Source organism: Allokutzneria oryzae, from assembly GCF_042429765.1.
Classification (GTDB): Bacteria; Actinomycetota; Actinomycetes; order Mycobacteriales; family Pseudonocardiaceae; genus Allokutzneria; species Allokutzneria oryzae.
The window spans coordinates 298797-316831 of the sequence record NZ_JBHLZU010000002.1; the positions used below are offsets into that span (position 1 = coordinate 298797).

The 18035-nt window shown below is 70.6% G+C and carries 16 protein-coding genes and 1 pseudogene; 11 read left to right on the plus strand and 6 right to left on the minus strand.

Features of this window, described 5'->3' with window-relative positions:
• Window positions 1–13: 13 nt before the first annotated feature.
• From ACFFQA_RS01755 to ACFFQA_RS01785, 7 genes are all read left to right on the plus strand, one after another.
• Window positions 14–1345 carry an extracellular solute-binding protein gene (locus ACFFQA_RS01755; RefSeq protein ID WP_377849731.1) on the plus strand — a complete coding sequence of 444 codons (1332 nt, stop codon included), beginning with the start codon at window positions 14–16 and terminating at the stop codon, window positions 1343–1345.
• The gene (locus ACFFQA_RS01760; RefSeq protein ID WP_377849732.1) at window positions 1332–2204 is read left to right on the plus strand and encodes a carbohydrate ABC transporter permease; all 873 of its coding nucleotides are present in this window, start codon (window positions 1332–1334) and stop codon (window positions 2202–2204) included. The genes ACFFQA_RS01755 and ACFFQA_RS01760 overlap by 14 nt, the downstream gene beginning before the upstream one ends.
• Window positions 2204–3010, plus strand: a complete 807-nt coding sequence (locus tag ACFFQA_RS01765; protein WP_377849733.1) for a carbohydrate ABC transporter permease — start codon at window positions 2204–2206, stop codon at window positions 3008–3010. Before ACFFQA_RS01760 ends, ACFFQA_RS01765 begins: the two co-directional genes overlap by 1 nt.
• 8 nt (window positions 3011–3018) lie before the next feature.
• Window positions 3019–5631, plus strand: coding sequence for a sugar-binding protein (locus tag ACFFQA_RS01770; protein ID WP_377849734.1), 2613 nt, complete (start codon window positions 3019–3021; stop codon window positions 5629–5631).
• Window positions 5632–5667: 36 nt separating this feature from the next.
• A complete protein-coding gene (locus ACFFQA_RS01775; protein WP_377849735.1) occupies window positions 5668–6219 on the plus strand; it encodes a carboxypeptidase in 552 nt (183 codons plus the stop codon).
• 148 nt (window positions 6220–6367) lie between these two features.
• Window positions 6368–7069, plus strand: coding sequence for a response regulator transcription factor (locus ACFFQA_RS01780; RefSeq protein ID WP_377850201.1), 702 nt, complete (start codon window positions 6368–6370; stop codon window positions 7067–7069).
• Window positions 7066–8118: a sensor histidine kinase gene (locus ACFFQA_RS01785; protein WP_377849736.1), complete on the plus strand. Its 1053-nt coding sequence runs from the start codon at window positions 7066–7068 to the stop codon at window positions 8116–8118. The genes ACFFQA_RS01780 and ACFFQA_RS01785 overlap by 4 nt, the downstream gene beginning before the upstream one ends.
• A 6-nt stretch (window positions 8119–8124) precedes the next feature.
• Here the strand turns inward: ACFFQA_RS01785 and ACFFQA_RS01790 are convergent.
• Window positions 8125–8631: pseudogene (locus ACFFQA_RS01790) on the minus strand (CGNR zinc finger domain-containing protein); the annotation flags it as partial.
• Between the two features lie 76 nt (window positions 8632–8707).
• Here ACFFQA_RS01790 and ACFFQA_RS01795 point away from each other — a divergent pair.
• On the plus strand, window positions 8708–9448 hold the full coding sequence (locus ACFFQA_RS01795) for an MBL fold metallo-hydrolase (RefSeq protein WP_377849737.1): 741 nt from the start codon (window positions 8708–8710) through the stop codon (window positions 9446–9448).
• A gap of 4 nt (window positions 9449–9452) precedes the next feature.
• Here the strand turns inward: ACFFQA_RS01795 and ACFFQA_RS01800 are convergent, their stop codons facing one another.
• Window positions 9453–10808: a DHA2 family efflux MFS transporter permease subunit gene (locus ACFFQA_RS01800; RefSeq protein ID WP_377849738.1), complete on the minus strand. Its 1356-nt coding sequence runs from the start codon at window positions 10806–10808 to the stop codon at window positions 9453–9455.
• Between the two features lie 63 nt (window positions 10809–10871).
• Here ACFFQA_RS01800 and ACFFQA_RS01805 point away from each other — a divergent pair, with 63 nt between their 5' ends.
• The 3 genes from ACFFQA_RS01805 (at window position 10872) to ACFFQA_RS01815 (ending at window position 12766) form a co-directional block, all read left to right on the plus strand.
• Window positions 10872–11288, plus strand: a complete 417-nt coding sequence (locus ACFFQA_RS01805) for a MerR family transcriptional regulator (protein WP_377849739.1) — start codon at window positions 10872–10874, stop codon at window positions 11286–11288.
• 268 nt (window positions 11289–11556) lie between these two features.
• Window positions 11557–12363 (plus strand): M23 family metallopeptidase, encoded by an 807-nt coding sequence (locus ACFFQA_RS01810; RefSeq protein WP_377849740.1) that lies wholly within the window; start codon window positions 11557–11559, stop codon window positions 12361–12363.
• A gap of 133 nt (window positions 12364–12496) precedes the next feature.
• The gene (locus tag ACFFQA_RS01815; protein WP_377849741.1) at window positions 12497–12766 is read left to right on the plus strand and encodes a hypothetical protein; all 270 of its coding nucleotides are present in this window, start codon (window positions 12497–12499) and stop codon (window positions 12764–12766) included.
• Here the strand turns inward: ACFFQA_RS01815 and ACFFQA_RS01820 are convergent.
• The 4 genes from ACFFQA_RS01820 to hydA form a co-directional block, all read right to left on the minus strand.
• Window positions 12756–13997, minus strand: a complete 1242-nt coding sequence (locus ACFFQA_RS01820; RefSeq protein WP_377849742.1) for an MFS transporter — start codon at window positions 13995–13997, stop codon at window positions 12756–12758. The two genes, ACFFQA_RS01815 and ACFFQA_RS01820, sit on opposite strands and share 11 nt — an antisense overlap.
• 118 nt (window positions 13998–14115) lie before the next feature.
• On the minus strand, window positions 14116–15114 hold the full coding sequence (locus ACFFQA_RS01825) for a TIGR03842 family LLM class F420-dependent oxidoreductase (protein WP_377849743.1): 999 nt from the start codon (window positions 15112–15114) through the stop codon (window positions 14116–14118).
• Window positions 15115–15123: 9 nt separating this feature from the next.
• Window positions 15124–16611, minus strand: a complete 1488-nt coding sequence (locus ACFFQA_RS01830) for a CoA-acylating methylmalonate-semialdehyde dehydrogenase (protein ID WP_377849744.1) — start codon at window positions 16609–16611, stop codon at window positions 15124–15126.
• 10 nt (window positions 16612–16621) lie between these two features.
• Window positions 16622–18025, minus strand: a complete 1404-nt coding sequence (hydA, locus tag ACFFQA_RS01835; protein WP_377849745.1) for a dihydropyrimidinase — start codon at window positions 18023–18025, stop codon at window positions 16622–16624.
• Window positions 18026–18035 lie beyond the last annotated feature (10 nt).

Consider the following 18035-nt stretch of genomic DNA (forward strand, 5'->3'; position numbering starts at 1 on the left):
GGAGGAGTTACCTGTGCTCTCGCGCCGAACGTTCTCGTTACTGGCGTTGGCGGCCCTGGCGACGGCGTGCACCCCGGGATCGGGTTCGGTCGGCAAGCGTCCCGTCGACCGCCCGGCCGGGGAGGTGCGCACCGACCCGGCCACCATGGGCAACGTGACCCTGACCGTGTGGGACCAAGAGGTCCGGGGCGGCCAGGAGAAGCAGATCACCACGCTCAACGAGGCGTTCCAGCGCAAGTACCCGAACATCGTCATCAAGCGCGTCGCCAGGTCATTCGACGACCTGCGCAGCACCGTCAAGCTCGGTCTCACCGGGGCCGAGGCGCCCGATGTCGTGCAGGTCAACAACGGCAAGCAGGACATGGGCTCGTTCGTGAAAGCCGGTCTGCTGCAACCACTCGACGGCTACGCGACCGCGCACCGGTGGACCGAGCGCATCCCCGACTCGGTGCTCCGGCTCGCCAGGTACCCCGACAGCGGCGGCGTCCTCGGCGAGGGCAGGCTCTACGGCGTGCCCCAGACCGGCGAGCTGGTGGGTCTGTACTACAACAAGGACAAGCTCGCCAGGCTCGGCCTCCAGCCGCCGAAGACGTGGCAGGACTTCGACAACGCGCTGGCCGTCGCCAAGCGCGCGCGTGAGCTGCCGATCCAGTTCGGCAACCTGGAGAAGAGCAGCGGCACCTACCTGTTCAGCCTCGCCATGCACCGCTACGGCAAGGCCGAGGAGGAGACCAGGCTCGCCACCGGCCGCGACGGGGTCTCGTGGAACACCGACGCGAACAAGCAGGCCGCGCGGTTGGTGTTGTCCTGGGCCGACAACGGCTACTTCCCGCAGGGCTTTGCCGGGATCAAGGCCGACGACTCGTGGGCCGCCTTCGCCAGGGGGGAGGGCGTCTTCCACGTCAGCGGCACCTGGCTCGCCGCCGACCTCCAGGCGGCCATGGGCGACAACGCCGGCTTTCAGCTCCCGCCGGGGCAGACCGTCACGGGCGGAACGGGGTTGCCGTTCGCGGTCAGCGGGCGGAGCAAGAACCCGGACGCCGCCGCGTCCTACATCCAGTTCATCACCAGTCCCGAGGCGATGAAGGTGTTGGCGGACAACGGGAACCTGCCGGTGGTCGAGGCCGACAAGCAGGCTGCCACGGGGCTGAAGAAGGACGTGTTCTCGGCGTGGCAGACGGCATCGCGCTCCACCGGGCTCGTGCCCTACCTGGACTACGCAACGGTGACCGCCTACGACACGGTCACCGGAGCGGTCGAGCAGCTCCTGTCCAAACAGGACAGTGTCGAACGGTTCCTGACCGTGCTCCAGGACGACCTGGACTCCGGTCGTGGCGGTCGCTGAGCCGCGCCGCGTCGGGTACCTCTACGTCCTCCCGGCGCTGGTCGTATACGGACTGTTCCTGCTGTTCCCCTTGCTGCACAGCGGGTGGATCTCGCTGTTCTCCTGGGACGGGCTGACCCTCGGCACGTTCGTCGGGCTCGACAACTACGCCGAGCTCGCCGCCGACGCCGGGTTCCTCGCCGCCTTCGGGCACGTCGCGGTGCTGCTGGTCTTCTTCTCCGTGCTGCCGGTGACGATCGGGCTCGTGCTCGCTACCGCGTTGTCCCGCACCAAGGTGCGGGGCCTGCCCTTCTTCCGCACCGCGTTGTTCCTGCCGCAGGTTGTCGCGATGGTCGTGGTGGCGATCGCCTGGCAGCGGATCTTCGCCCCGGACGGCGCGCTGAACGAGCTGCTGCGCCTCGTCGGCCTCGACGGCCTCGCCACGGCGTGGCTCGGGGACTCCGGCACGGCGCTGATCGCGGTCGGGCTGGTCGGGACCTGGGTGCAGACCGGACTCGCCGTCGTGCTCTTCCTCGGCGGCATCGGCAAGATCTCCGGCGAGCTCTTCGACGCGGCGCGCCTGGACGGAGCCGGTGTGGTGACCGAGTTCCGCACCGTCGTGCTCCCCGCGCTGCGCGCGGAGATCGGGGTCGCGCTGACGCTGACCGTGATCGCCGCGCTGCGGACCTTCGACCTGGTCTACGTGATGACGCCGCAGGGCGGGCCCGGCGGGTCCACCACCGTGCCGTCCTACGAGATCTACCACCGCGCGTTCCACAGTGGACAGGTCGGCTCGGCCGCGGCGATCGGCATCACGCTGACCGCGCTGGCCTTCCTGATCACCTTCGGCATCACGAAGATCACCGGGAGGGATCGCTGATGAGGGCTTCCCGACTGGAACGCATCGGCACCTACGCGGTTCTCGGTGTCTTCACCGCGTACGCGCTCTACCCGGTGCTGGCGATCCTGTTCACCGCGCTGCGTCCGGAGGTCGTCGGCCAGGATGGCGTGCACTGGGAGAACTTCGCGCGGGCGTGGAACGAGGGCAACTTCGGCAGCTATCTGGGCACGAGCGCAATCGTCAGCGCGAGCGTCGTGGTCATCTCCGTTCTGCTGTCGGTGCTCGCCGGATACGCCTTCGGCACCATGCGCTTCCGTGGCCGTGAGGTGCTGTTCTACCTGCTGCTGCTGGGAATCATGGTGCCAGCCGAGGCGATCGTGGTCCCGCTGTACTTCGACCTGCGCGACCTCGGGCTGACCAACTCCTACCTCGCGCTGATCGCGCCGCAGGTCGCGCAGTCCGTGGCGTTCGGCGCGTTCTGGATGCGCACGTACTTCAGCTCGACCTCGCGGTCGGTGGTGGAGGCCGCCCGGCTCGACGGAGCCGGTCACTGGCAGACGCTGTGGCGGGTGCTGCTGCCGATGGGGCGGCCCGCGCTGGTCACCTTGGTCGTGATGGTCTTCATGTGGACCTGGAACGAGTTCCTGCTCGCGTTGGTCATGGTGACCGACGAGGCCCTGCGCACCGCCCCGCTCGGGCTCCGGTTCTTCTCCGGGCGCGCGGTGACCAGTGTGCCGCTGCTCGCCGCCGCCTCGGTGCTCGTCGCACTGCCGGTGGTGCTGGTCTACCTGTTCCTGCAACGACATTTCATCCGGGGAATGCTGGACGGTGCTGTGAAGGGGTGAGGTTCTCCGTGCGGATCACTCGCTGGGTCGCTGGGCTCGTGCCGTTGGCCGCTGCGGCGGCCGTGGTGCTGGGGGCGGAGGAACCCGTGCTCGCGGAGGACCGGGGGCCGGTCGACCTCGGCGCGCTGTTCGTCGGCGCGCATCCCGACGACGAGTCCTCGCTGTTGTCGACCTTCGGCCGGTGGAAGGCCGAGCACGGCGTGCGCACGGGCGTCGTCACGATCACCAGGGGCGAGGGCGGCGGCAACGCGGCCGGTCCTGAGGAAGGCCCGGAGCTGGGCCGCATCCGTGAGGCGGAGGAGCGCAGGGCTGTCGCGGCGGCCGGGATCACCGAGGTCTTCAACCTCGACAAGGCCGACTTCTACTACACGGTCAGCTCGCCGCTGACCCGGCGGGCGTGGGGCCACGAGGACACCCTCGGCAGGCTCGTGCGGCTGGTCCGGCAGACCCGGCCCGAGATCGTGGTGACCATGGACCCCGCTCCGACCCCGGGCAACCACGGCAACCACCAGTACTCCGGGCGGCTCGCGGTCGAGGCGTACCGGGCCGCGGCAGACCCCGGTGCCTACCCGGAGCAGATCTCCCGGGAAGGACTGCGGCCCTGGGCGGTCTCGAAGATCTTCATCACCGGCACCTCCGGTGAGCGCAAGCTCGGTCCGTCCTGTGTGGACAGTCTCCCTGCGGGCTCGTACGGGGTGTGGAGCGGCGTCGCCGCACCGGGTGGCGGCACCTGGGCGCAGGTCGAGCGCAAGGCCCAGCGCGAGTACGTCAGCCAGGGCTGGGCGGGGTTCCCCGACGTGCCGACCGATCCGGCGAAGCTCGGTTGTGACTACTTCACCGAGGTCGTGAGCAGGGTTCCCGGTGCCGCGAGCATGCTCGAAGGCGCGATCCTGCCGGGAGCGTTGCCGCCGCGCACCGGGCTCTCCGTGGAGGTTGACCGCTTCGCCGTGGTGGCGGGCGCGTCACTGAAGGTCCGCGTGACCGCGACGGCCGACCGCGTTCTGCCGGACGCGAAGGCCGTTGTGTCGGCACCGCCGGGCTGGACGGTCAGCGGACGCGGTCACCTGGGCACAGTGGTGGCGGGCAGGCCGGCCACCACGGAGTTCACTGTGACTGTGCCTGCTGGTGCACAGCCCGGACGTGTCCGGCTTCCGATCGAACTGTCCAGTATGGACCGTCGCGGTGCGGGTGCCGCAGTGGTCGAGGTGACGGCTCCGGTCCGCGCGGAGCAGCAAGCGCTGCCGCAGGTCTCGGAGTTCCGCGACTGGGCACGCGGCGCGGGAGCCCCGGCTCTCGCCGACCTCGTCCCGCCTGTGCTCACACTGCCGTCCGGCGGCGCCCGCGACATCGACGTCCACGTGGTCAACCACGGCACCACCGCGCAGTCGGGAACCGTGGAGATGGCTCTGCCCAAGGGGTTCGCGGCCGATACGCAGAGCAAGCCCTTCGAGGGACTGGCTCCGGGCGCGACCACGACGGTGCGCTTCGCCGTCCGCAACACCGACGCGACAATGCCGACCGGTATGAAGGGTGGCGACTACGCGTACAGCATCACCACCCGTCCGCAGAGCGGGCCGGCCAGCACGTCCAAACAGGCACTGGAACTCGTCCCGACGACCACCATCACCCAAGCGTCCGCACCGCCTGTGGTGGACGGTGTCGCGGGGCCGGGGGAGTACACCGGGCGGGAGCTGGACCTGTCCACCCGATGGGAGGGCTCGGACTGCGAGTCCGCGGCCGACTGCTCGGCGACGGCGCGGCTGAGCTGGCACGGCGACACGCTCCACGCCTTGGTCAAGGTCACCGATGACAAGCTCGGCAGCACTCTTGCCACGGCGGACTGCAAGCGGCATTGGCGCACCGACTCCGTTGAGATCACCCTCGACCCGCGTGGACGTTCGGAGAACACCTCCAGCACGTTCAAGCTCGCGGCTCTGCCGGTGACGACCGAGGGCCCGGCGTGCGCGTTGCGGGACGCGGACAACCACCAGGGCTCCGCGACCGGCGTCCGGGTGGCGAGCAAGGTCAGCCAGCCCTACACCGGCTACACCGTTGAGGTAGCGATCCCGTTGTCCGCCTTGCCCGGCGCGGTCGATCCGGCGAACCTCGGGCTGAACGTGCTGGTCTACGACTCCGACACGCGCGACAAGACCGGGCAGACCCGCATCGGCTGGTCGACGTGGGGCGGCGTGCAGGGCGATCCGTACCGCTGGGGCAGGGCCGTGCTCGGCGGGTTCCCCGCGCCGCCCGAGCGCCCGGCGACCCCACCGGCGCTCCCGCTGGTCGCGCTGTCCTCTGTGGACTCGCCGCAGTCGGTCGAGCAGGCCGTGCGCACCGGGGTCCCGCTGGGTGGCTCAGCGGCCTCGCGGTCGAGCGCGCGCGTCGTCCTCGCCCGTGTCACCGGGTCCACAGTGGATGTCCAGCTGGTGGTCACCGGGGCCGGACGCGCCAACGTCTTCGTCCTTGATAGGGCCGGAAGTATTGTGGGCAAACAAGTTCTCGATGTCCGTCCGGGTGCTCCGCTGCTGGGGATCGGGCTCACCGGGACGCCCGCGCGGGTGGTCGTGGGGTTCCAGGACCCGAATGGCGGCACCGCGGCGTCGGTCTTTGAGCGGATCTAAACCGAGTCTTAACCGGTCGCTGCCAGCCTGGATGACATGTCGCGAACCAAGCTCGTCCTCACCGGAGCCGTCTGCGCCTTCTCCGTTCTGCTCGGCGCCGCCGGGACCGCCTCGGCGGACCCGGCCGCCGCGGCGGCCGCCGACACCGCGAAGAAGATCAAGGCCAGCTCCGGCATCAGCCTGCTCAACTCCCACGTCAGCGGCCGCAAGCACGCCGCGTCGACCGCCCGCAGCAACATCAACGACACCGCGGCCGGCAACAAGGCCAGCACCAGCCCGTGGAGCGACGTCGGCGTCAAGAAGGTGGCGCTGGACGGCCGGATGCTCGCCGGGATGCTGAAGCTGAACACCGACGCCAAGTACAAGTTCCGGGTCACCACCATCGCCGGTGGCGACCACAGCAGCACCTCAAGGCACTACGCCGGGCTGGCCTTCGACGTCGACCAGATCAACGGCCGCGCGGTCAGCTCCAGCCACCCCAAGTACAAGGCGTTCATGAAGAAGTGCCGGGAGTACGGCGCGACCGAGGTGCTCGGGCCGGGCGATGCCGGGCACAGCACGCACCTGCACTGCGCGTGGTCGGGCTGAGCGCCGTAAGCAGTTCGTAAGACCGCGAACACGTCACGGGTCCCCTGCATGCCGTTCCCTGGAGGTCAGAGACCGAGCTGACCTCCAGGGAGCGGCAGTGACTCGTGCGCGGGAGAACTCGGCGTGGTACACCACGCCCGTGGAGGAGCTGCCGAAGGCCGAGGTGACCGGTCGGGTGCTGGTCGTGGACGACGACCTCACCGTGCGCGACGTGGTCCGCCGCTACCTGGAGCTCGCCGGGCACGAGGTCGAGCTCGCCGGCGACGGCGAACAGGCGCTGCTGTTGGCCGCCGCGCGGGAACCCGACCTGGTGGTGCTCGACCTGATGCTGCCCGGACTCGACGGGCTGGAGGTCTGCCGCAGGCTGCGCGCGCGCAGCGCCGTCCCGGTGATCATGCTGACCGCCCGCGGCGACGAGGAGGACCGCGTCCTGGGGCTCTCCCTCGGCGCGGATGACTACGTCAGCAAGCCGTTCAGCGCCCGTGAGCTCGCCCTGCGGGTTTCCTCCGTGCTGCGCCGCGTCGGCCCGAGGCCCGCCGCCGAGACCCCCTGCCTCGCCGACGGCTCCCTGCGCCTGGACCTCACGGCGCGGCGGGCCGAGCGCGACGGCGTCGAGCTCACCCTGACCGGCCGCGAGTTCGACCTGCTCGCCTTCCTGATGGCCAACCCGGGCCGCGCCTACAGTCGCGCCGACCTGTTGTCGCAGGTGTGGGGCTGGGAGTTCGGCGACCAGTCCACAGTGACCGTCCACGTGCGACGGCTCAGGGAGAAGGTCGAGTCCGACCCGGCGAGTCCGGCGCGCATCGCCACCGTGTGGGGCGTCGGCTACAGATACGACCCATCGGGATGAGTCCCGTGCTCGCCGACGTGCCGTGGATGGCGCTGATCGCGCTCGCCTGCTCGGTGCCGGTCGCGGCGTTGGGCACAGCACTGCTGCACCGACTGCGGCGCGGCTCCCTCACGGTCTCGATGGCGGTGCTCGTGCTCGTCCCGCTGGCCGCCGCGCTAGCCGGGATCATCGGCATCTGCGGCTTCATGTACACCCAGCAGACCCAGGCCGCGCTCGTGGTGTGCGGCCTCGTCGCGTTGATTACCGTGCCGGTGGCGCTGCTGCTCGGCCGCTCGATGAGCAGGCACAGCGTGTGGGAGCGCGAGGCGCGCGACCGCGAGCGCGCCGCCGAGCGCTCCCGCCGCGAGCTCGTCTCGTGGATCAGCCACGACCTGCGCACTCCGCTCGCGGGTATCCAGGTGATGACCGAGGCGCTCGCCGACGGTGTCGTGGCCGATCCCGGTGAGGTGCGCGACTACGTCCTGCGCGTGCGCGGCGAGACGGAACGCCTGTCCGGCATGGTCGACGACCTCTTCGAGCTGTCCCGCATCAACGCGGGCGAAGTGCGGCCGCGACGGGAACCGGTGCCGCTGCGCGACGTGGTGGAGGAGGCGCTCTCGGCGGAGCAGCCGCACGCCACTCGCTCGGGCGTCCGCCTGCACGCGGAGGCACTGACGTGGCCAGTGGCGCTCGGTGGTGAACGCGAGCTCGGGCGAGTGCTGCGCAACCTGCTCAACAACGCGATCCGCCACACCCGCCGAGGCGGCACTGTCGCGGTCCGCGCGGGCCTGGCTGACGACCACGCCTGGCTGACCGTCGAGGACGAGTGCGGCGGCATCCCGGCTCCGGATCTGGAGCGCGTGTTCGACGTGGCCTTCCGCGGCGCGGCGGCACGAACGCCGGGCGAGTCCGGGGCGGGACTGGGGCTACCGATCGCGAAGGGCCTGGTCACCGCGCTCGGCGGCACGATCACCGTGGTCAACCACGGCCCCGGCTGCCGCTTCCACCTGGTTCTTCGCGCGGCGGGCGTAGGCGCGGGCGGCTCGGACCCGGTCACCGCACCGCACTGAGCACCACTGGCGGGCCGCGTGCGTCCGCAGCAGGAACCGCGAGCAGTGCGAGGCGCCGCAGGCCGCGATCTTCCCGGCGTCGGGCCCGGTGAGCAGGTCCACGGCGTCCACGGAGACCAGCGCGAGCACGTGGTCGGTGGCCTGGTCGAAGGGGTGCTTCGCCGATCGGTGCATGCCCCGGTCCGAGCTCCACGCGAGGAGCTCGGCGGTCGGGGTCGCGGTGAGCGCGGCGTTGACCGCGTCGAGCGCCTCGCCGGGCGGTGGCGTCCCGCCGGTGACGCTGGTCAGCAGCGCCCGCACATCGCGGCGCAGGTCCTGCACGCGCACGGTGCACGACTCGCCGAGGCGACCGCCTTCGGGGAGCAGCTCCCGCTCGGTCAGCCATGCCGTCGCCGACTCCGGGTCGGCGATCAGGTCCACCGTGCCCGCCGGAGTGGTCTGCACCGTGTTGGCCAGCGCCAGCGCGGGGTGCAGGTCATCGCCCGGAGCCGGAGGGAGATTCACGGTTCTCATGGTAACGCCTTGGCGTAGCCGTGAGAGGCTGCTACGTTCCTCACGTCAAAACGCAACTTTCTCCGTGAGGAAGACGATGTCCGAAGCTCAGTTCCGCGTCCTCGGCGGCCCCACCGTCCTGATCGAGGTCGGCGGCCTCCGCCTGCTCACCGACCCCACCTTCGACGGCCCGGGCGACTACCCGGGTGAGGTGCCGCTCACCAAGACCGCGCCCTCGCGACTGGCCCCCGCCGACCTCGGCCGACTCGACGCGGTCCTGCTCTCCCACGACCAACACGCCGACAACCTGGACATCTCCGGGCGTGAGCTGCTCGGCTCGGTGCCGACCGTGCTCACGACCCCGAGCGGGGGCGAGCGCCTCGGCGGGACGGCGCGCGGCATGGCGGCCTGGGAGACGCACGACCTGGCGCGCCCCGACGGGGGAGTGCTCACGGTGACGGCGGTTCCCGCCCAGCACGGTCCGGACGGCTGCGAGCCGCTCACCGGCGAGGTCACCGGCTTCGTGCTGACCGCGCCGGACGTGCCCGCGATCTACGTCAGCGGTGACAACGCCTCGCTGCCGCTGGTGGAGCAGATCGCGGAGCGCTTCGGCCCGGTCGACACGGCGGTGCTGTTCGCGGGCGCGGTCCGCACTTCGCGGTTCGACGGAGCGCTGCTCACCCTGGACAGCGAGCTCGCCGCCAAGGCCGCGGCCGCACTCGGCGCCCGCCGTGTCGTTCCCGCCCACCTGGACAGCTGGGCGCACTTCACCGAAGGCCTCGACGAGTTCGTCGCCGCCTTCACCGCGGCGGGACTCGCCGACCGCCTCGTGCTCTGACGCGTCAGGGGTGTGGCGTGATCAGCAGGGCGGCCAGGACGGCGATGAGGGTGGCCGCGCCCGCGATCAGGCTCGCGAGGTGGAAGCCGGACATCAGGCCGCCCAGCGGCAGCACCGCGCCGAGCACCGCCACACCCACCACGATGCCCGTCTGGCGGGAGGCGTTCACCACCGCCGAGGCCATGCCCGAGCGCTCCGGCGGCGCCCCCGTCAGCGCGGCGGTGCTCGTCGGGGCCATCGCCAGCCCCGTGCCCACGCCGATCACAGCGAACAACCCGCCCACCGCCAGGTAGGGGCTGTCGGGGGCGAGCAGGCAGAGGCCGAGCAGGCCCGCCGCGATCAGGGAGTAGCCGAGCAGCATCGGTGTGCGGTCGCCGCGAGCCGCCGCGAGCCGTCCCGCCAGCACCGAGACCGCCATGATCGCCAGGGGCAGCGGCAGCATGCGCAGGCCGGCCTCCTGCGGCAGGTGGTGCTGGACCTGCTGGAGGTAGACCGGGAGGAAGTTGAACATCGAGTAGGAGCCGAAGCCCAGGAGGAACGACGCCACCGTGGCCGCGCTGAACCGGCGCCCGGCGAACAGCCGCACCGGGAGCATCGGCCGCTCCTGGCGCCGCTCCACCACCACGAACACCACCAGCCCCACGGCGGCGAGCACCATCAGGATCGTGCTCAGGCCGCTCCAGCCGCGTTGGCCCGCGTCGATCAGCCCCCAGCACAGCGCGACCAGCCAGGCGATGCCCAGCAGCTGACCGAGCGGGTCGAGCGCCACGTGCTCCGGATCGGCCGACTCCGGCACCGAGCGCCACGCGAGCGCGAAGGCCAGTGCGCCCATCGGCACGTTGACCCAGAAGATGCCCTGCCAGCCCCACGCCCCGACGAGCAGGCCGCCGACCACGGGGCCGATCACGATCGCGAGGCTGGCGACCGTGCCCCACAGGCCCATCATCCGTGAACGGGTCGCCGGGTCCGGGCAGTTGCGGGACAGCAGCGACATCGAGCCGGGCACCAGCAGCGCCGCGCCCGCGCCCTGGACGAAGCGCCCGACCAGCAGCAGGGTCAGGTCCGTTGCGAGCGCGCACAGGGCCGCGCCGAGCACGAACAGCGCGATCCCGGTCAGCAGCGCCTTCCGGCGGCCGTAGCGGTCGCCGACCGTGCCGCCGACGAGGGCGAGCCCGGCGAGGCAGAGGGTGTAGGAGTTGATGATCCACTGCATTCCGCCGACGTCGAGGCCGAGGTCGGCCTGGATCACCGGCAGGGCGATGGTGACGACGCTCATGCACAGCATCGCCAGGAACACCGCGAGGAACAACGAGGTGAACAGCGCGCGGTCGACCCGCGTCGCGGGTGTGGTGACGGTCAAGGCCCCTCCCGTGGTCGCCGTCCCACCCTTGAGGTTCAAGCGCACTTGAAGTCAACTGTTTCGGTGAAAGACGAACTTCTGTCGATCGGCGAGGTCGCGCGGCGCTTCGAGATCCGAGCCTCGGCCCTGCGCTACTACGAGGAGCTCGGCATCCTGACGCCGACCAGCCGCGACGGCGGCAGGCGGTGGTACGGCGCCGCCGAGCTGCGCAGGCTGGCGCTGATCCAGATCTGGAGCACCTCCGGCGGCATGTCCCTCGGCGACATCGCCCGGATCCTGGCCGGCCCCTCCCCGGACCGCGCGCACTGGAAGGCGGTCGTGCGCGCCCGGATCGAGGAGCTCGACGAGCTGGTCCAGCGGTCCCAGGAGGCCCGCTCCTACCTGGCCTGGATGCTCGCGTGCACCAGGGACAACCCCGGTTTGGAGTGTTCCAAGGTGTGCGCCGACGCTCAGACGTTCGTGGACGAGCGGCTCCGGTAAACGGCCCAGACGCAGGTTGCTCTCACCTTAGGTAGTTGTTTGTGGGATAGGTCACCCGCCAGGCGGGTGAGGGTTGCCCCTACTGGTAACCCCCCGTTAGCTTCGCCGCTGCACATCACGGTTCGAGCACCACCACGGACACGGCGTCGGCCGCCCAGCCGACCCCTCCCGGATCCCCCGCCGGGCGTCCGGCTCGGACTCCCCGACGTGAGTGAAAGGGCTGGTAGTGGCTCGACATCGTTCCCCGGGTGGGGCAACCTCCCCGGCTTTGGAAGAAGCTTTACGGCGCGCGGGCAAGGTTTCCCGGCCCAAGAGGGCCCGCACGGCGTCGAACACCTCGAAGTCCGCTCCCGCAGGCAAGGCGGCGGTCGCAGCGGTCGCGGCGGGTGCCCTGGTCGTCATCGGATTCCAGGGAGCGTCCGCCAGCATCGACTCCTCCTCGGCGGAGGCCAACCTCTTCAAGGCCCGCTACGCGGCCCCGCCCAAGGCGGTGGAGATGCTGCCCAGCGTCGCCACGAGCGACCCCTCGGCGGAGCTGAGCAAGCTCGCGACGGGCCAGCGCGTGAAGGACGAGCGCGTCGCCGCCGAGAGCGAGGCCCGCGCCGCGGCCGAGGAGGCCGCCAAGAAGGCCGTGAAGGCCGCCGAGGACGCCCGCAAGGCCGAGGACGAGCGCAAGTCCGCGATCCGCGGCGCCTTCGCCAAGCCCGCCGAGGGCCGGCTCACCTCCGGCTTCGGCGCCCGCTGGGGCACCAGCCACCGCGGCATCGACATCGCCAACGCCATCGGCACCCCGATCCGGGCCGCCGCGGCGGGCGTGGTCATCGACGCCGGCCCGGCCAGCGGCTTCGGCCTGTGGGTCCGCATCCAGCACGCGGACGGCACCATCACCACCTACGGCCACATGAACACCATCACCACGCGGCTGGGCAAGACCGTCGCGGCGGGCGAGCAGATCGCCACCATCGGCAACCGCGGCCAGTCCACCGGCCCGCACCTGCACTTCGAGGTCAAGCTGCCCGGCGGCAGGGACGTCGACCCGCTCGGCTGGCTGTCCGCGCGCGGTATTTCCGTCTGACAGCGGATTACCCGCGACAGCATCCCCGAAAACCCCGGCCCAGGCCGGGGTTTTCGGCATTCAGCGGCACTCCGTCCGGGTGCTTCCTGGCGCAGTCTTCACGTTGTGCGTCAACGGCTGTCGGGGAGGGCCGATGGGCAGACGTGACCGGATCACCCGTGGCTGGGGCGGCTGCCAGGTGCCCAACCCCGTCGTGCTGACCGGCGACGTGCATCGGCACCGGGCGGCCTGCATGAAGGCCAACCCGAGCCTGCGCTTCGTCAGTGACCGCCGCGGCTACGTGCACGCGACGGTCACCCCGGAGAAGATGACCGCGCGGTACTTCGACCCCGCCGAGGTCACTCGCGGTGTCGCGCGGACCCACGTGGTCAACGACGGCAGGCCGGGGCTGGTCACCGGGTGAGCCCAGCCGGGGCGTCCGCCGGCTCGTCCACTCGGCGGATGCCCTTGCTGGCCAGGCAGAACGCGGCGGTGACCAGGCTGCCCGCGCCGACGATCACGAAGCCCCACGGCGCGCCCAGCCCGTCGATGACCGGGCCCATGCCGAGCAGGCCGACCGGGGCGAGCGCGGAGCTGAGCGCCACCAGCGTCCCGATGACCCGGCCGCGCAGGTGCGCCGGGCTGCGTTCCTGGTAGCTGGTCGCCACGATCGGGTTGATCGGCCCGGCCGCGATCCCGATGCCCACCGCGAGCGCGATCATGCCGAGCGGCGGCGGGGTGAACACGAACAGCATCAGCCCGGTCCCGGCCATCGCGAGGCTGGCGACCAGCACCGTCAGCCGCCGGAACCGGTCGGCGACGAAGCTGTAGCCCAGCGAGCCGATGATGGTGCCGACCGGGAAGGACGCCAGCACCAGCCCGGCCATCGCCGGTGCCACCCCCTCGCCCTGCAGGTACGCGGGGAACAGCACCGGCTCCAACGGGGCGAGGAAGACAACGTCGATCAACGACATCAGGGTGACGGCGCGCAGGACCGGGTCGCGCACCACGTACATCAGCCCGGTGCGCACCGAACGCAGGTAGGACTCCTCGGCGGCCTGCGGCGCGGGCGGCACCTTCGGCACGCCGAACTGCACCAGCACCACGGCGGCCAGGAACATCGCCACGGTCACCCACAACGTGTTCGCCGGGCCGGCGAAACCGATCAGCAGACCGGCCACCACGGGACCGCCGAACGCCCCGATGTTGTCCACCGTCTCGCCCCAGGAGTTGAGCTTCACCAGCGGAACCCCGCTGCGTTCCGCCACATCCGGGCGCAGCGACTCCCGCGCGGCCATCCCGGGGCCGTCGAAGGTCGCGCCGATCGCCACCAGCAACGCCATCAGAGCCACGTCGATGCCGTAGATCGCGTCGACGATCGGCACGGCGGCGACCGCGAGCGCGCTGAGGACGTCGGCGGCGTTGCTGGCCAGCCGCCGCCCGATCCGGTCGATCAGGGCGCTGCCGAACATCGCCGACAGCATCGCGGGCAGCACCGCCGCGGAGCCGACGAGCCCGGCGGCGGTCGCGCTCCCGGTCCGCTGCAGGATCAACCAGGGCAGCGCCATCCCCACGATGGCGTTGCCCATCACCGACAGCCCGGTGGCGCCCAGCAGGCACCACACCGCCACCCGCCCACTTCTCGGAACCGTCACATTCCGAAACGGTACACCACTGTTCCACTCCGGCGGCACCAAAAACGCCATTCGCGGGCTTATGGACCGTTCTCAGGGTGCTGAGAGGTCCATAAGCCCGCGAATGGCCGTGGGGGACTCAGGTGAGGGCGGGGATGATCTTGTCGCCGTAGGCGGTGATGGTGTGCTCCTTGGCGTCGTGCATGTTGTAGACGGCGAACTGGTCCACGCCGAGGGACCTGAGGTGTTCGAGCTTGTCGATGTGGCGCTCGGGGGGGCCGATCAGGCAGAAGCGGTCCACGATCTCGTCCGGCACGAAGTCCGTGCTCGGGTTGCCCGCCTTGCCGTGGTGGCTGTAGTCGTAGCCCTGCCGCTCCTTGATGTAGGCCGTCAGCGCCTCCGGGACCATGTCGGAGTGCTCGCCGTAGCGCGCCACCAGGTCCGCGACGTGGTTGCCGACCATGCCGCCGAACCACCGGCACTGCGAGCGCGCGTGGTCCAGGTCGTCGCTGACGTAGGCGGGCGCGGCCACGCAGATCTTCACCGAGGACGGGTCGCGGCCCGCCTGCTCCGCCGCCGCGCGGACCGCCTTGATCATCCACTCGGTCAGGTACGGGTCGGCGAGCTGGAGGATGAAGCCGTCGGCCTGCTTCCCGGTCAGCTCCAGCGCCTTCGGCCCGTAGGCCGCCATCCACACCGGCAGCTCGCCGTCACGCACCCACGGGATCTGGACGTCCTTGCCGTTGACCTGGACCGAACGGCCCTCGGCCAGCTCCTTGATCACGTGCATGGCCTCGCCGAGCCGGGCCAGCGTGTTCGGCTTGTTGCCCACCACGCGCATCGCCGAGTCGCCGCGGCCGATCCCGCAGACCGTGCGGTTGCCGTACATGTCGTTGAGCGTGGCGAACAGCGAGGCCGTCACCGACCAGTCCCGGGTGCCGGGGTTGGTCACCATCGGTCCGACGACCATGGTCCTGGTCCGCGCCAGGATCTGGCTGTAGATCACGAACGGCTCCTGCCAGAGGATGCAGGAGTCGAAGGTCCAGCCGTAGCCGAACCCGGCGTCCTCGGACCGCTTCATCAGCTCGATCACCCCGGAGGCGGGTGGATCGGTCTGCAACACCATGCCGAAGTCCATGACGCCCTCCTAGCGGTTCTGCGGGAAGCCGAGATCGATGCCACGGTCGGCCGGGTTCGGCCAGCGCGAGGTGACGACCTTTCCGCGCGTGTAGAAGTGCACGCCCTCCGGCCCGTACGCGTGGCTGTCGCCGAACAACGACGCCTTCCACCCGCCGAAGGAGTAGTAGGAGACCGGGACCGGGATCGGCACGTTGACGCCGACCATGCCCGCCTCCACCTCGTTCTGGAACTTCCGCGCTGCGCCACCGTCCCTGGTGAAGATCGCCGCGCCGTTGCCCCACTGGTTGGAGTTGATCAGCTCGACCGCTTCGTCGTAACTGTCCACCCGCACCACCGACAGCACCGGCCCGAAGATCTCGTCGGTGTAGACGCTCATCTCCGGCGTGACGTTGTCGATCAGGCTCACCCCGAGGAAGAACCCGTCGCCGTCAACGGAGAGCTCCCGCCCGTCGACGACCACCGAGGCACCGGCGACAGCGCCTGCCTCGACGTAGGACGCGACCTTGTCCCGGTGCTCGCGGGTGATCAGCGGGCCCATCTCCGACTTCGGGTCGTCGCCGGGGCCGATGCGCAGGTTCGCGATCCGCTCGGTGATCCTCGGGACCAGTTCGTCACCAGCCGCACCCACTGCGACGAGCACGGAGACGGCCATGCACCGCTCACCGGCCGAGCCGTAGGCGGCCGAGACCGCGGCGTCGGCGGCCAGGTCCATGTCCGCGTCCGGCAGCACGATCATGTGGTTCTTCGCCCCGCCGAGGGCCTGAACCCGTTTGCCCGCAGCGGTTCCACGCGAGTACACGTGCTGCGCGATCGGCGTGGAGCCGACGAAGGACACCGCCTTCACGTCGGAGTGGTCCAGCAGCGCGTTCACCGCCTCGGCGTCGCCGTGCACCACGTTCAGCACACCGGCGGGCAGCCCGGCCTCGCCGAACAGCTCCGCGACCCGCAGCGCCGCCGACGGGTCCTTCTCGCTCGGCTTGAGCACGAAGGTGTTGCCGCAGGCGATGGCGATCGGGAACATCCACAGTGGAACCATCGCCGGGAAGTTGAACGGCGTGATGCCCGCGACAACGCCAAGCGGCTGGCGCAGCGAGTACACGTCCACCGCGCTGGAGGCCGCCTCGGAGTACCCGCCCTTCAACAGGTGCGGGATGCCGCAGGCGAACTCCACGACCTCAAGGCCGCGGGCGACCTCGCCGAGCGCGTCCGCGTGCACCTTGCCGTGCTCGGAGGTCAGCAGCGACGCGATCTCGTCGCGGTTGCGGTGCAACAGGTCCCGGTAGGCGAACAGGATCTGCGAGCGCTTCGCCAGTGAGGCGTTGCGCCAGGACGTGAACGCCTCCTTCGCCGTCGCGACAGCGGTGTCCACATCGGACACGGAGGCGAGCGCGACCTTGCCGGTCTGTTCGCCCGTCGCCGGGTTGGTCACCGCGCCGAAGCGCCCCGAGGTGCCCTCGCTGACCTGCCCGCCGATCCAGTGGTTGATCGTCTTCACTCAGGTTCCCCTAGGTCAGGTACTGGCAGGTCTCGCGCGGCACGTACGCGCCGTCGCCCTTGCGGCCGTGGTAGGCGTTGTCCTCGATCAGGACCCGGCCCCTGGACAGCACGGTCTCGACCTTGCCGGTGATCCGCTTGCCCTCGTAGCAGGAGTAGTCCACGTTCATGTGGTGCGTCTCCGCCGACATCACCTGCTCGGCGTTCGGGTCGTAGATCACCACGTCCGCGTCGGCGCCGGGCTGGATGACGCCCTTGCGCCCGTAGAGGCCGAACATCCGCGCCGGGGTGGCGCAGGCGATCTCGATCCACCGGCGGCGGCTGATGTGGCCGTCCACCACGCCCTGGTGCAGCAGGTCCATCCTGGACTCCACGCCCGGCAGGCCGTTGGGGATCTTGGTGAAGTCCCCGAGCCCGAGCTCCTTCTGGTCCTTGAAGCAGAACGGGCAGTGGTCGGTGGAGACCACGGACAGGTCGTTGGTGCGCAGGCCCTTCCACAGCTCGGCCTGGTGCTCCATCGGCCGCAGCGGCGTCGAGCACACGTACTTCGAGCCCTCGAAGCCGGGCTTCGCCAAGTCCTCAGTGGACAGGTAGAGGTACTGCGGGCACGTCTCGGCGAAGACGTTGAGCCCCCTGTTCCGCGCGCCCGCGACCTCGTCCAGCGCCTGCGACGCCGACAGGTGCACGATGTAGAGCGGGGAGCCCGCGACGCGGGCGAGCTGGATAGCGCGGTGCGTGGCCTCGGACTCCAGCAGCTCGCGCCGCACGGCACCGTGGTACTTCGGGTCGGTCTGACCGCGCTCAAGCGCCTGTGCGGCAAGGACGTCGATCGCGATGCCGTTCTCGGCGTGCATCATGATCAGGCCGCCGTTGTCCCCTGCGCGCTGCATCGCCCGCAGGATCTGACCGTCGTCGCTGTAGAGCACGCCCGGGTAGGCCATGAACAGCTTGAAGCTGGTCACGCCCTCACCGACGAGCGCGTCCATCTCCTTCAACGAGGAGTCGTTCACGTCGCTGACGATCATGTGGAACGCGTAGTCGATGGCGCACTCGCCGTCGGCCTTGCCGTGCCAGGCGTCCAGGCCCTCGCGCAGCGAGGAACCCTTCTGCTGGATGGCGAAGTCCACGATCGTCGTGGTGCCGCCCCACGCCGCCGCGCGCGTGCCGGTCTCGAAGCTGTCCGCGGCGACGGTGCCGCCGAAGGGCATCTCCATGTGCGTGTGGCAGTCCACGCCACCGGGGATCACGTAGCGCCCGGTCGCGTCGATCACCTTGTCCGCGCCCGTGGTCCACGACGCCGCCAACTCCGACCCGCTCGAAGCGAGCGCGACGACCTTCCCGTCCTCGATCAGCACATCCGCGTGCAGCTCATCGGACGCATTGATCACCAACCCGTCCTTGATGACCGTCCTCATACCGCCCCTC

What these genes read in the sequence shown, in the direction of transcription:
- ACFFQA_RS01765 (WP_377849733.1), top strand. Translation starts at nt 2,204, where the DNA reads ATGAGGGCTTCCCGACTGGAACGCATCGGCACCTACGCGGTTCTCGGT.
- ACFFQA_RS01775 (WP_377849735.1), top strand. Translation starts at nt 5,668, where the DNA reads ATGTCGCGAACCAAGCTCGTCCTCACCGGAGCCGTCTGCGCCTTCTCC.
- ACFFQA_RS01785 (WP_377849736.1), top strand. Translation starts at nt 7,066, where the DNA reads ATGAGTCCCGTGCTCGCCGACGTGCCGTGGATGGCGCTGATCGCGCTC.
- ACFFQA_RS01795 (WP_377849737.1), top strand. Translation starts at nt 8,708, where the DNA reads ATGTCCGAAGCTCAGTTCCGCGTCCTCGGCGGCCCCACCGTCCTGATC.
- ACFFQA_RS01815 (WP_377849741.1), top strand. Translation starts at nt 12,497, where the DNA reads ATGGGCAGACGTGACCGGATCACCCGTGGCTGGGGCGGCTGCCAGGTG.
- ACFFQA_RS01825 (WP_377849743.1), bottom strand. Translation starts at nt 15,114, where the DNA reads ATGGACTTCGGCATGGTGTTGCAGACCGATCCACCCGCCTCCGGGGTG.
- hydA (WP_377849745.1), bottom strand. Translation starts at nt 18,025, where the DNA reads ATGAGGACGGTCATCAAGGACGGGTTGGTGATCAATGCGTCCGATGAG.